13 protein-coding genes are annotated in these 14,113 nt (G+C 28.9%); 10 read left to right on the top strand and 3 right to left on the bottom strand.

All coding sequences use genetic code 11. The features are described from left to right. Position 1: 1 nt before the first annotated feature. On the bottom strand, positions 2 to 850 hold the full coding sequence (locus Fi14EGH31_RS10530) for a patatin-like phospholipase family protein (RefSeq protein ID WP_117828450.1): 849 nt from the start codon (positions 848 to 850) through the stop codon (positions 2 to 4). Positions 851 to 957: 107 nt separating this feature from the next. Here Fi14EGH31_RS10530 and pulA point away from each other — a divergent pair, with 107 nt between their 5' ends. From pulA to mfd, 3 genes are read left to right on the top strand one after another with little or no spacing between them, the layout of a single operon-like run. Further along, on the top strand, positions 958 to 3,039 hold the full coding sequence (gene pulA / locus Fi14EGH31_RS10525; protein WP_200764791.1) for a type I pullulanase: 2,082 nt from the start codon (positions 958 to 960) through the stop codon (positions 3,037 to 3,039). Positions 3,040 to 3,042: 3 nt separating this feature from the next. Beyond that, the gene (gene pth, locus Fi14EGH31_RS10520) at positions 3,043 to 3,597 is read left to right on the top strand and encodes an aminoacyl-tRNA hydrolase (protein ID WP_022002974.1); all 555 of its coding nucleotides are present in this window, start codon (positions 3,043 to 3,045) and stop codon (positions 3,595 to 3,597) included. An 8-nt stretch (positions 3,598 to 3,605) separates the two neighbouring features. Next, complete coding sequence (gene mfd / locus Fi14EGH31_RS10515) at positions 3,606 to 7,034, top strand: transcription-repair coupling factor (RefSeq protein WP_200764790.1); 3,429 nt, start codon at positions 3,606 to 3,608, stop codon at positions 7,032 to 7,034. 96 nt (positions 7,035 to 7,130) lie between these two features. On the opposite strand, the gene Fi14EGH31_RS10510 is transcribed toward mfd, so the two are convergent. Continuing rightward, positions 7,131 to 7,883 carry an Rpn family recombination-promoting nuclease/putative transposase gene (locus tag Fi14EGH31_RS10510; RefSeq protein ID WP_107028870.1) on the bottom strand — a complete coding sequence of 251 codons (753 nt, stop codon included), beginning with the start codon at positions 7,881 to 7,883 and terminating at the stop codon, positions 7,131 to 7,133. A gap of 125 nt (positions 7,884 to 8,008) precedes the next feature. Continuing rightward, complete coding sequence (locus Fi14EGH31_RS10505) at positions 8,009 to 8,608, bottom strand: YigZ family protein (RefSeq protein ID WP_022002969.1); 600 nt, start codon at positions 8,606 to 8,608, stop codon at positions 8,009 to 8,011. 86 nt (positions 8,609 to 8,694) lie between these two features. On the opposite strand from Fi14EGH31_RS10505, the gene Fi14EGH31_RS10500 reads away from it, so the two are divergent. From Fi14EGH31_RS10500 to Fi14EGH31_RS10470, 7 genes are all read left to right on the top strand, one after another. Beyond that, complete coding sequence (locus Fi14EGH31_RS10500; protein WP_200764789.1) at positions 8,695 to 9,561, top strand: DegV family protein; 867 nt, start codon at positions 8,695 to 8,697, stop codon at positions 9,559 to 9,561. A gap of 13 nt (positions 9,562 to 9,574) precedes the next feature. Next, positions 9,575 to 10,045 (top strand): MarR family winged helix-turn-helix transcriptional regulator, encoded by a 471-nt coding sequence (locus Fi14EGH31_RS10495; RefSeq protein WP_022002967.1) that lies wholly within the window; start codon positions 9,575 to 9,577, stop codon positions 10,043 to 10,045. A gap of 103 nt (positions 10,046 to 10,148) precedes the next feature. Further along, entirely contained in the window at positions 10,149 to 10,340 is a 192-nt protein-coding gene (locus Fi14EGH31_RS10490) for a YabP/YqfC family sporulation protein (protein WP_022002966.1), read from the top strand. Beyond that, a complete protein-coding gene (locus Fi14EGH31_RS10485; protein ID WP_117574989.1) occupies positions 10,337 to 11,245 on the top strand; it encodes a sporulation protein YqfD in 909 nt (302 codons plus the stop codon). Before Fi14EGH31_RS10490 ends, Fi14EGH31_RS10485 begins: the two co-directional genes overlap by 4 nt. Further along, positions 11,242 to 12,195, top strand: coding sequence for a PhoH family protein (locus Fi14EGH31_RS10480; RefSeq protein WP_022002964.1), 954 nt, complete (start codon positions 11,242 to 11,244; stop codon positions 12,193 to 12,195). Before Fi14EGH31_RS10485 ends, Fi14EGH31_RS10480 begins: the two co-directional genes overlap by 4 nt. After that, positions 12,188 to 12,862, top strand: coding sequence for a response regulator transcription factor (locus Fi14EGH31_RS10475; RefSeq protein ID WP_022002963.1), 675 nt, complete (start codon positions 12,188 to 12,190; stop codon positions 12,860 to 12,862). Before Fi14EGH31_RS10480 ends, Fi14EGH31_RS10475 begins: the two co-directional genes overlap by 8 nt. After that, complete coding sequence (locus Fi14EGH31_RS10470; RefSeq protein ID WP_022002962.1) at positions 12,855 to 14,108, top strand: sensor histidine kinase; 1,254 nt, start codon at positions 12,855 to 12,857, stop codon at positions 14,106 to 14,108. Before Fi14EGH31_RS10475 ends, Fi14EGH31_RS10470 begins: the two co-directional genes overlap by 8 nt. The last annotated feature ends 5 nt before the right edge of the window (positions 14,109 to 14,113 follow it).

The following is a 14,113-nucleotide window of genomic DNA, read 5'->3' as shown; positions in this document are numbered from 1 at the left end:
TTTAGCCTCTTAAGTATTTTTTTAAGTTTTCTAATTGGTTATTACAATCACATACACCTAAGTCATACATTTGTTGAATGACTTCTTTGTCTTTTTCAAGTCGTCCAATAGGGATGAGTTGACTAGGTCTTAAAACAAAAATCTTCTTTTCTTTTTCTAATTTTGTAATCAAATCTAAAGACGCATTATAATTTAAATAACGATTATTTAAAGTTTCTACAAAATGAGGATATTGATGATAAAAGAGTTTATTAAGATGTTTATTGGATGGCTTTTTACGATAATCTAAGGGTCTTGTTAAAACGACAATGATTTTATCAACACACATCTCTAACATTTTTTTAATAGGAATACTATCACTACAGCCACCATCTAAATATTCATGACCATTGACTTGAATGATATGAGATACAAAAGGCATTGAACCTGATGCTCTTAAATATTCAACTTGATCATAATTATCTAAAGTATCCAACAACTTATATTCTGCTTTTCCTGTTTGCAAATTTGTCACAACAGCATAAAAATCAACAGGAGATTCTTGATAACTTTGATAATCAATTGGATCTAAATCATCAATCAGTTTTTCAAAACAAAATTCTTCATTCATGACATTTCCTGTTTTTAAAAAAGAATAAACACCCATATAATCTTTATTTCCAGCGTAAGCTTTATTATATCTCAAAACACGTCCTATTTGTTTTGATTTATAATTCATTCCAAATAAAGCTCCTGCTGAAACACCAATAATTGTATCAACATCAATCTTTTCTTTTAAAAATGTATCGATGACACCCGCTGTGTATAAACCACGCATAGCGCCACCTTCTAATACTAAACCAACTTTCATTTATATCACCGAGGGTATTATATCATAAAATTTGAACATCAAAGCAAAAAAGAAGATGTTTGAATAAAATATATATTTTGCGTATAATACGATTAGGTGATTAGAAAATGGAAAAAGGCAAAATACGTATGCTCGCCAATTTAATAGAGCTAAATAAAATAGAAGTAAAACTTTCAAAAAAATATTATAGGGGAATTTCTCCAAAATTTTATTTGAGAGATTTAAATAAAGAAACACTTGTAGAAATTCCTGTTGCTGAAACATGTGAAGATGATATTTGTGTTAAATATTATTTTAAAAATGTTCATATTGATTTAACGCATCATTATGAGATGGTAGATAATTATGGTTTAAGTGCTATTTTACAATATGTAAGACTTTCTGAATTGGATGATTTTGATGAATTATTTTATTATGATGGGAAATTAGGACCTCTTTATCAAAAAGAAAAGACAACTTTCAAAGTATGGGCTCCTACGGCTTTAGAAGTCATGGTTAAAGTAGGAAATGAAGCTTATCAAATGGAAAGAAAAGAAAAAGGGGTTTTTGAAGTAACGATTCAAGGAGATTTGGATAATCAAGAATATAATTATTTGATTCGTCATCATAAAAGTTTTCATGAAACATTAGATCTTTATGCTTATGCTTCTAATGCTAATAGTAATAGTAATATTGTCATTGATGTTGATAAAATCAATGAACCACTTTATTTAGAAAACTTACCACATATGAAAAGAAAAACAGAAGCGATCATTTATGAATTAAGTGTTCGTGATTTTACTATGTCTAAAACAATTAACGCAACACATCCAGGAACTTTTATGTCTTTAGTAGAAAGTGGTTTAGTTACACCACAAGGTAATAAAGCAGGGTTTGATTATCTTGTAGATTTAGGTGTCACTCATGTTCAAATCATGCCAATGTATGATTTTGCGACAGTAGATGAACTTCATCCTACAGTGATGTATAACTGGGGTTATGATCCAATTCAATACAATGTTCCTGAAGGAAGTTATGCTTTAGATCCTCAAGATGGTTATTCGCGAGTTAAAGAATGTCGTCATATGGTTTCAACATTTCATCAAAAAGGTTTAAGAGTGGTGATGGATGTTGTTTATAATCATATGTATGATTATTATACAAGTGCATTTGAAAGAACAGTACCGGGGTATTATTTTAGAAAGAATCAATATGGAGAAATGTCTAATGGTTCTTGGTGTGGGAATGATTTAGAATCAAGACATCAAATGGTAAGACGATATATTAAAGATATGTGTTTGCGTTGGCAAAAACTTTATGGAGTAGATGGTTTTAGATTTGATTTAATGGGTATTATTGATATTGAAACCTTAAATCAAGTTTATGATCAAGCTTCAAAAATAGATGATAGTTTTATTATGTATGGCGAAGGATGGAATATGCCTACAGCTATGGATGATCATGAAAAAGGAATGCAAGATAATCATCGTAAGATGTTAAATATTGGCTTCTTTAATGATTATTATCGTGAAACTTTAAAGGGTGGTAGTGGAGATTCTGCTTTAAAGGATAAAGGTTATTTTGCGGGGAATATGTATAATTGTGAAATTGGTGGTGAATGTATGAAAAATACAAATCGCTACAGCTATGTTGATCAAAGTATTAATTATGTTGAATGCCATGATAATGCGACAACATTTGATAAATTTGCAATTAGTAATGGAGATGAACCACTTGAAACCCGTAAGAAAAGACAATTGATGTTGAATGTTGCGCTTATTTTATCACAAGGAATTCCTTTTATTCATTGTGGTCAAGAGTTCTATCGTAGTAAAGATGGACTTGGAAATACGTATAATACATTAGATCATATTAATGCAGTCAATTGGTCTTTAGTTGATGAAAATCAAGAGGATATTGAAACTCTTAAACAAATGATTCAACTTAGAAAAGAAAATGGTGGATTTAAGTATGAAACAATTCAAGAAGTAAATGAATATGTAGGTACAAATCATTTTGATTATCGTATTTTAAGATATTGTGTGAAACAAAATAAAGGAAAATATCAAGAGATTGTTGCATATTTTAATCCTTCGTATTATGATTTTGAAATAAATGATATGGATGAATATGAAGTGATTTATAATGATCATGAATCACACACATATTTAGCTCCTATTTCGATGAAAATATTTGGATTAAAGAGGTAAAAAATGAAATTAATTATTGGTTTAGGTAATCCTGGGAAAGAATATGAAAATACAAGACATAATACAGGATTTATGGTATTAGATCGTTTAAGTGAAAAATTAAATATTGAAATGACACAAAACAAATTTAAAGGACTTTATGGAAAAAGTAAATATAAAGGTGAAGATGTGATTTTATTAAAACCACAAACTTATATGAATTTATCTGGAGAATCTGTTAGACAAGTCATGGATTTCTTTAAAATCAATCAAGAAGATATCTTAGTTATTTATGATGATTTAGATATGCCAGTAGGGAAGCTTCGTTTAAGACAAAGTGGTAGTGCTGGTGGTCATAATGGTATTAAAAATATTATCTTGCATACTGGAAGTCAAAATTTTAATCGTATTCGTGTAGGTATTGATCGTAGTAAATATATAAAAGTTGTTGATTATGTTTTATCACGTTTTACAAAAGATGAACAAGATGCTATCAATCAAGGAATTGAAAATGCCAGTGATGCAGTCGTTGATTATTTGGATCATGGATTTAACCATGCAATGAATCGTTTTAATTAGAGGCACATATGAAAAAGATACTACATTTATTAAAAGATAATAAAGCATTTAATGCTTTATTGAATAAACAAAATATCGTTGTCAATTCTTCTAACAGCGAAGCGCTACTGATTGCTAGCGCATTTTTGACTTCAAAAAAAGATATGCTGATTGTTAAATCAAATCAATATGAAGCTAATCTTCTTTATAAACAAGTTTCACAAATGATTGATGAAGCTCTTTATTTTCCTGTAGATGAATCTTATCGTATTGAAAGTTTAGCTGCTTCAGGAGAATTATTAGGACAAAGATTAGGAACGATGTATCAACTTACACGACCTGGTCCACATCTTTTGATTAGTCATGGTCATAGTGTGATGCGATATGTTCCAACTGTTGATGTTTTTAAGAAAAACTGTATGACTTTAAAAGTAGGAGATCATATTGATGTTTATGATTTACAAAGATTTTTAGTGCAAGCAGGTTATATGCATACAACACGTGTTGATCAACCTTTCTATTTTTCTAAACGTGGGGGAGTCGTTGATATTTTTTCAATGCAATATGACCATCCTATTCGTATCGATTTCTTTGATGATGAAATTGATTATATTAAATTTTTTGATGAAAAAACACAAAGAACGATTGAAAAAGTGGATGAAATTGAAATTATTCCAGCTACCGATCTTCTTTATTTAGATCAAGAAGTAGGTTCAGTTGTTACACAAATCAAAGATTCTTTTGAAGAACAATATCAAAAGATGGATGATTTATTTAAAGATGATTTTGAAGAAAAAATCATGATCGATATTGAAAACTTAAAAGCACATGCTACAGATAGTAGTCAATATGCGTATTATCATCTCTTTAAAAATGTGACGAGTATTAAAGATTATTTAGATGATCCAATTACTATTTTATGTCAAGAAGAAGATATTCATTTTCAAATCAAAAACTATATTTCAGAAAACTTCTATTATTATCAAGAATTAAGCCAAAGTGGACGCTTTTTAAAAGATAATCAACTTTATCAAGACTTTGATAGCATTATTAAAGATAACTATCAAGCCATTAATACCTTTACAACAAATAAAGATGATGTTGTCTTTTTAAGTCACGATGTGATGTTTAATCGAGATGATGAAAAACGTGTCATCCAACAAATCAATGATTATTTAAAGAATAGTCAAATTTTAATTTCTCTAGAAAATAAACATCAACTTCAATTGATGGTGGAACTTTTTGATCGTCATGAAATGAAATATACACTTGTAGGAATTGATGAAGTAATTTATCCAGGTATTAATCTTTATGTAGGAAAACTTGCATCAGGATTGGAACTTATTGAAGAAAAAGTAGTTATTTTAACAGCCCATGAATTATTTGGAGAAGTCAATGTTTCTAAAACAAAATATTTTAGATTTAAAGATGCTAAAACATTACGTAACTTCCAAGAATTAAATGTTGGTGATTATGTTGTTCATGATAGCTATGGAATAGGGCAATATTTAGGAATTAAAACACTTGATGTTAAAGGATATCATAAAGATTATTTATATGTGGCTTATGCTGGAGATGATACGCTTTATATTCCAGTTGAACAATTTAAAATGATTCGTAAGTATGCAAGTGCTGATGGTAAAGTACCAATGATCCATGCTCTTGGAAGTAGCAAATGGACAAAAGCTAAACAAAAGGCTAAAAATAAAATTGATGATATTGCTGATCGATTAATAGAATTATATGCTAAAAGAATGTCTTCACCAGGGTTTGCTTTTTCTAAGGATAATGAATTACAAATCGATTTTGAAAATCAATTTGGTTATGCTTTAACTGCTGATCAACAAAGAAGTGTTGATGAGATTAAATTGGATATGGAAAAACCTCAACCAATGGATCGCCTTTTATGTGGAGATGTTGGTTTTGGTAAAACCGAAGTGGCCTTACGTGGTGCTTTTAAAGCAATTTTAGATCATAAACAAGTAGCTTTTCTTTGTCCAACAACTATTTTATCAATGCAACATTTTAAAACAGCCACCGAACGTTTTAAAAATTTCCCTGTAGAAATTGCTTTACTCAATCGTTTTACTTCATCTAAAGAAAAGAAACGTATTTTAAAAGAAGTTAAAGAAGGTAAAATTGATTTATTAATAGGAACACATCGTATTTTATCAAAAGATGTCGCGTTTAATGATTTAGGGTTACTTGTTATCGATGAAGAACAACGTTTTGGTGTTAAACAAAAAGAAAAAATCAAAGAATACCGTGAAACCATTGATGTTCTTTCTCTTTCAGCTACACCAATTCCTCGTACATTACAAATGTCTTTAATGGGAATTAGAGGATTATCGAAAATCGATACACCACCTAAAAATAGATTACCTGTACAAACTTATGTTGTTGAAAAAAATAATACGTTAATTAAACAAGTTATTGAAAGAGAACTCGCTAGGGATGGACAAGTTTTCTATCTTTATAATCGAACAGATCAAATCGCTAATGTCGCTTATAAAATCTCTTCTACTGTTCCTAATGCAAAAGTAGCTATAGGACATGGTCAAATGGATAAAAATGAACTAGAAGATGTTATGCTTCGTTTTATGAATAAAGAATTTAATGTTCTTATTTGTACAACAATTATTGAAACAGGAATTGATATTCCTAATGCTAATACGATGATTGTTGAAGATGCTGATAAATTTGGTTTAGCCCAACTTTATCAAATTAGAGGACGTGTAGGTCGTAGTGAAAGAGGCGCTTATGCTTATCTTCTTTATAAAAAGGATAAGTCTATTCAAGATGATGCATTAAAACGTTTAAAAGCGATTAAAGAATTTACTGAACTTGGTAGTGGTTATAAAATTGCCATGCGTGATTTATCAATTCGTGGTTCAGGAGATATTCTTGGGGGTAAACAAGCTGGGTTTATTGATGATATTGGTTTTGAAATGTATATGAAAATCTTACAAGATGCCATCAATGTAAGAATGCATAAAGATGAAAAGCCTGAAGAAGAGGTTAAAAACTTAAATGTGAGTGTAGATGGTTATATTCCTGATGACTATGTAGAAAGTGATTATGAAAAACTTGAATTGTATCAAAGTTTAGATAAAGCAAAAACAATGAGTGAACTTAATAGTTTAAAAGCGGAATTTGATGATTATTATGGAAATTTACCGGAAGCTATTTTAACATTGATTGAAAAGAGAAAACTTGAAATTCTTTCACATTATTCTATTATTGAAGATATTAAAGATTCTGGTAAACAACTAGAAATTATCTTTTCACCAAACGCTTTTGAAACAATTTCAGGTGATAAATTATTCTTGCTTGCTAATCAACTTTTTACAAAGCCAGCCTTTAAATCTTTAGATAATAAAATAACAATTAAAATCAATAAACATGATCAATGGCTTAATCGTTTAAATGAGTTTATTGAAACGTTATCAAAAAAATAAACGAAAGAAAAGTACGACAAAACCGTACTTTTCTTTTTTATAAAAAAAGCAAGCCAAATAAAATGCCTTGCTTTTTCTTGTTTATATATTAACTTATTAATTAATGATTTTTAAAACGTCATCTTCGTTTGTGATATCAAAAATTGAAAGTGTTAATGTATTGAGTTTTTCTATTGAGCTATTTTGTATCGCTTGTTCGAGTTGATTTGATACATTTCCTAATTTTACTTTCAATAATGATAATACAGTTTTCTTTTCTCGTTTTTCACCTTCTTTTCTTCCTTCATTTCTAAATCCTTCTGCCATTCTTTCCATTCCTTCACACATATCGATTTCATCTCCTTCTGGTAAATCTCTAATTAAATCTAAACTTCCTGTAATGATGGCTGCATAAATAAAGTTATCTCTATTCATCTTTATTCTTCGGTGTAATCCTTCAAAGTTTCCTTTATACATCTCTTGGATAGCTTCTATAAAATATCTTGTTTGTTCATCTTTGATCTTACTGGTATCTATTTCTTTGACATCAACAAATATAAATTTCCATTCATTTATATACGCTTTTAATTCTTCTGGTATATCAAAGTAATCATTTAATTCTAAAGGGGTATTCCATTTCTTATCTCCTGTATAGAACACAAAACTTCCTACTGGATGGACTTCTTTTTTACTTTCAACTTGATTGATATAAGTTGTCGCATCATAGTTGAGTATGCGAAAGATCATATTTTTATCAAAAGTGCTTTGGTGTTCAATTCCGATAATCACATAATCTCCATGGATACCTGCTTTTCTTACGACATCCCGATATCTTTTGATCTCTGTTGGATCATCTACATTTCCTATCAAGGTCGACAGATCATTTTAGCTTTCCTTTTTCCTTCTTTCAATGGACGGATAGTCCAATGAATAATTGTTTCTTATACAATAAAGGCCTGTCAACAAATTATTTTGTCAACAGGCTAAATACATATTTATTTTACAGGAACATATTCTTTTTTTATAAATTCTTTACTGTAACGATTACTTGTTAAATCTTGAATTGTATCAAAGAAAGATAAATCATCAATATAAAGACGATAAGTGACTTGTTCATCGTATTCTTTATTTATACAATCAATGTCATTTACTTTTAATAGATGCTCAAATTTTTTAGTAAAACTATAATCAAGAGAAACATCATAGACATCGATTAAATGTTTTTCAACAATATTAGCTTCTTTTAAAGCATCAGCCACAGCTTGACTATAGGCGCGTGTTAAACCTCCAGCCCCTAATTTAATGCCTCCAAAATATCTTGTAACAATTGCAATAATATTACTGAGTTCTTGTTTTTTTAAAACATTGAGCATTGGAAGACCTGCAGTACCTGATGGTTCTCCATCATCATTGGCTCTTTCTTTTGTACCTACAAGATAGGCAACACAATTATGTGTAGCATCTTCATATTTTTCTTTATAATAATCAATAGTTTCATTGATTTTTTCTTCATCATTTAAAGGAATGAGCGTACAAATAAACTCTGATTTTTTAATGACTAATGTGTGTTCAGTTATTTCCTCAATAGATTTCATTTTTTCACCTTCCGACTTTTATGATAACATAAAACTTTAAAAATAATCCATAATTTGTTATATTATATGAGGAAGAGGTGGAGAGTATGGAAAAAATTGCTATATTAGCGGATAGTGGATGTCAAATTCCTGTAGGCTCAAGAGAAAATGAAGGAATATTTATTGCACCACTAACAATCACTATGGAAGGTAAAAGTTATTTAGATGATATTGAAATTCATAGTATAGATGTTTTTGAACGTATGGAAAAAGACGATATTATGGTGATGACTTCTCAACCATCAACAGGTTCACTGCAAGAAGCAGTTCAAAAAATCAAAGATCAAGGATATAGTCATGTTATTGGTTTACCTATCGCTACAGGACTTTCTTCAACCATGAATGGAATGAAGCTTGCGTGTGATATGTTAGAAATGCCAGTAACATTAGTGGATACAAAAGGAACAGCAAGTAATCAAAAATATCTTGTAGAAGTAGCAGCAAAACTTGCTCATGAGGGAAAATCACCAGAAGAAATAAAAGATATTCTAGAAAAACTTGTAGAAGATTCAGCAACGATTATTATGGTTCCTAATTTAGAGCATTTAAAAAGGGGAGGACGTATTACTCCTGCTGTTGCAGCGTTAGCTGGACTTTTAAAAATTGTACCAATTATGAAATTAAACTATAGTTTAGGTGGTAAAATTGATAGTTTTGGTAAAGTAAGAACAGCTAAAAAAGCAAATTTAAAAATTATTGATCACATGGTCAATGAATGTAAGGTTAACAATAAGAATTATGTTTTTGCAATCGAACATGTTTTAAGTGAAGATCTAGCATTAGAAATGAAACAAAAATTGATTGAACAAATTGGAGAATGTGAAATACTTGTAAGAGAATTACCAGCTGTGGTTGGAGCTCATATGGGTATTGGTGGTATTGGTTATCAATATATTAGAAAATACGAAGAGTAATAAGGAGAAAAAGATGATACAAAGAGTAGATACGATAGAAACAGTTGTTGATGTTTTTAATATTGCGATGGATATACAGGAATTATATTTAAAACAAGGACCTTTTAAACAACTTTCGATGTCTGAAATGCATGTTTTAGAAGCTGTTGATAAAGAATCAAGTCCCTCAATGTCAGCTGTTGCAAATCATTTGAATGTAACACTTGGAACTCTTACGACAGCTGTTAAAAAAATTGTAGAAAAAGGTTTTCTTATTAAAGAAAAATCTACTCAAGATCAACGTATTTATTACTTAAGATTAACAAATCAAGGAAAAGAAGCTTTGAAAGTTCATGAACAATTTCATCATGAATTAGACTCTATTTATAGAAATCGTATTCCTGATGAAAGAGTAGAATGGGTTTTTTCAACATTAAGTGATATTTATAAAGATCTCGTTGTTTATCGAAATGAATTATTAAGAAGAAAAGATCAAAATAAGTAAAGTCAACATTACAAGTTGACTTTTTTGATGTTATAAAAAGATTGGATCATAAAATTCTATACATAATGAAAAGGAAATATCATAGCTTATAATAGGTGATAGAATGCTTTGTATACAAAAAAATAGAATTTTAATTAAACATTATCAGTTGATTATTACATTAGAATCAACGATTTTTGAATGTAAAATGAATCAACAAATTATTTCAATAAAAGGAAAAAATATTGAAATACGTTACTATAGTCAAGATGAAATTATGTTAATGGGTGAGTTTACATCAATTATATTTTCATGAATTTAGGCTATGATTATATTGTTATTGAAACAAATGATATTGTTTCATTTTTAAAAGAAACCAAAAAACATCAGCTCACACTTTTTCATTTACATCAACTTGATGCATTACGTTATTCATTTTACGTTCCTATTTATCAAAGATATATCACATCTTCTATGCATTTACCCATTCAAAAAAGTATAGGCCTACTTCATTATTTATTTCTTATCTTTAAATTTCCACAAATCATTTTTACACTCGCTTTTATAAGCACACTTTTTATTTTACCACATTATATTTATGACTATAAAATAACAGGCTCTCTTTCTATCGTGAACAATCAACTTCAAAAAGACTTCAATAAACAAATACAAATGATGCATCCTAAATTGACTTATCCTCAAATCAATAAACTTTATGATCATTTAAAAAGAAAATATCAAAGCGAAATTGATTATTTAAATGTTTATCAAAAGGGAAGTGTTTTACATGTTGAATATACACCCGCTAGTCATAATCAAAAGACGGTCTTAAAATATCAAGATTATATCGCTAAAAAAGATGGGATTATTCGTCAATTGGATGTCAAACAAGGAAATGTTTTAGTTAAAGTGAATCAGTATGTAAAAAAAGGAGATGTTTTGATTTCACATCAAATTGAAGATACGAAACAACAAATAAAAATGATTCCCACTTTAGGAAGTGTAGAAGCTTATACTTATCAATATATAGAGGCTTCATCATCAAATGTTAAAGATAAAGATATATTTGCGTATTTGCTTTTTAAAATAAGAAGTCAATTACCAAAGGATGTAAAAATTGACAGGGAAAAAGTACTATCATATGATATAATAGAGAAGAAATATGTATTAAAGATGCAATATGTTTTTATAGAGAATATTGCAATTAGGGAGGATTCATGAAAGAAATTGTTAAGTTAGAAGCTTATAACATTGAACAACTTGTTAATTTATCTGGAGTAAAAGATGAAAATTTAGAAGTTTTAGAAGATCATTTTCAAGTTGAAATTTCTTTAAGAGGAGATGAAATGTCAATTGTTGGAAGTCAACAACAAATTGAAAAAACTAAAAAAGTCATTTATTCTTTGTTAAAACTGATTGTTTCAGGGGTTTCTATTTCAAGAAGAGATGTTATCTATGCTCAAAAGCTTGTAGAAAAAGATAAGTTGGATCAATTATCTGAACTTTATCATATAAAAATAGCTAGAACATATAATGGAAAACTTATTTATCCTAAAACATTAGGACAAAAGAGTTATTATTATGCTTTAAAAAATAACGATGTGGTTTTTGGGATAGGACCTGCGGGAACAGGAAAAACTTATTTAGCTGTTGTTTTTGCAGTAGCAGCTTTAAAAAATAATGAAGTAAAAAAAATAATTTTAACAAGACCAGCTGTTGAGGCAGGAGAAAATTTGGGATTTTTACCAGGAGATTTAAAAGAAAAAGTAGATCCTTATTTACGCCCTTTATATGATGCTTTATACGATATGTTAGGTGTTGAACAAACTGAAAAGCTTATGGAAAAAGGTGTTATTGAAATTGCACCTCTTGCTTATATGAGAGGTCGTACTTTAGAAGATGCTTATGTTATTTTAGATGAAGCGCAAAATACAACAGATAATCAAATGAAAATGTTTTTAACACGTTTAGGATTCAGATCAAAAATGATTGTAACAGGAGATATTTCACAAATCGATTTACCAAGAAATACAACTTCTGGACTTATTCGTGCATTAGATATTTTAGAAGGGGTTAAAGGGATTTCATTTATTCATTTATCAGCGATGGATGTCGTAAGACACCCTGTTGTTCAAAGAATAATAGAAAGATACGATGGGAATAATGAATAATATATTATTAATTGAAGATGATATGTCCATCAATAAGATACTTGCCTATGAACTTAGAAAAAAAGGTTATTTAGTAGATAGTTTATATGATGGAAAAGAGGCTGTTTCGAAGATTTTAGAAAATGATTATGATCTTGTTTTGATTGATTGGATGCTTCCATATAAAGATGGTGTCTCTATTATTAAAGAAGTAAGACAAAATGATTATGTTAAACCACTTATTTTATTAACGGCACGCAGTGAACAAGAAGATATTATTAAAGGATTAGAAGCAGGGGCAGATGATTATTTAACAAAACCATTTCAATCAGCAGTTTTAATAGCGCGAATTGAAGCTCATTTAAGAAGACATCATAAACATTTTTTAGATGAAATTAAATTTGAAGATGTTATGATGAATACTAAAAATCGAGAAGTGACAATTGATGATCATGTTATTGTTCTAACAAAAGTAGAATATGATTTATTAAAAATGTTTATGGAACATCCTAAAGAAGCTGTTTCTCGAGAAACTTTATTACAGTCTATATGGGGATTTCAATATGATGGAGATACACGTATTGTTGATGTTCATGTTTTTAAATTAAAAGGAAAGTTAAAAGAAAGTCGAGTTTCTTTTAAATCTGTAAGGGGAGTTGGATATAAGTTGGTGAAAAAAGATGACTAAAAGTTATTTGAAAGTTGTATTGATGGGAGTTGTTACTTTATTACTTTGTTATTTTAATAAGGCTTACAGTCTTTATATTATGCTTCTTTTTATCTTTGTATGTGCAATCAATGCTTATCAATTAGAAAGTCATTATCAACGAATGGGACGTTTTTTTCAAAGAGAAAAGGATAATGAAATAAAGGAAGTAGAAATTGAAAATAAATATCATGAAAAGATATTAAGTCAATTGATTCGATCAATGAATTTACCGATGTTATTTATTGATAAAGAAGGGAAAATAGCTTTTACCAATCAAAGTTTTAGAAAAGGCTTTGAAATACCACATTTAAAAGGAAGATATTATAAAGATATATTTGTAGGTGAGATGCTTGATTTAGTAGATCAATGCTATGTTTTTGAAAGACCATTATCGTCGGTTGTAAAAATACAGTCAAGATATTATCAAGTAGAATCTTCACCTGTTTTTTCTGATAAAGAACATCTTATTTTTGATGGAACGATTGTTTTATTTACAGACGTTTCTAAAATGAAAGAAATTGAAGATATGCAAAAACAATTTTTATCAGATGTTTCTCATGAACTTAAAACACCGATGTCAGCTATTATTGGAAGTGTAGAAATATTAAAAAGGGATGGTTTAGATTCACCAGAAATATTTCAAGAGTTTATGGATATCTTGTTGAAAGAAAGTTATCGTATGCAAAATATCATTAATGATATTTTAGAATTATCACGATTAGATCAAACAAGAGTTAAATTGGATTTTAAAGAATTAGATGTCAAAGCTGTTGTCAAAGAAAGTATTGATTTATTTGAGCCAATGGCTAAAGAAAAACATATTTCTCTTATTTATCATAATAAAATAGAAAAACCTGTTATTTTAGATTATTCAACGGTTAAAACAATTTTAAGTAATTTTATTTCTAATGCAATTAAATACTCTAATGATGGTGTTATTACAATTAAAACTAAAAAAGAAAATAATATGTTTGTTTTAAGTGTACAAGATGAAGGAATGGGTATACCTAAAAATAAGCTGAATTATATTTATGATCGTTTTTATCAAGTAGATAAATCAAGAAGTTCAAAGATATCAACGGGACTTGGTTTAAGTATTGTTAAAAAAATCGTCGAATTGAATCAAGGAACGATCGATGTTGAAAGTACTTTAGGGCTAGGTTCGACTTTTACTGTCAAGTTGCCTATAAATCCCAAAGTTTCCCACAATGAGGATATAATTTAGACATA

The sequence above is a fragment of the Faecalibacillus intestinalis genome (assembly GCF_015097455.1).
In the GTDB taxonomy this organism is placed as follows: Bacteria; Bacillota_I; Bacilli_A; order Erysipelotrichales; family Coprobacillaceae; genus Faecalibacillus; species Faecalibacillus intestinalis.
Note: the sequence above shows the minus strand (reverse complement) of the source record. Positions and strands in the feature narration are given on the sequence as shown.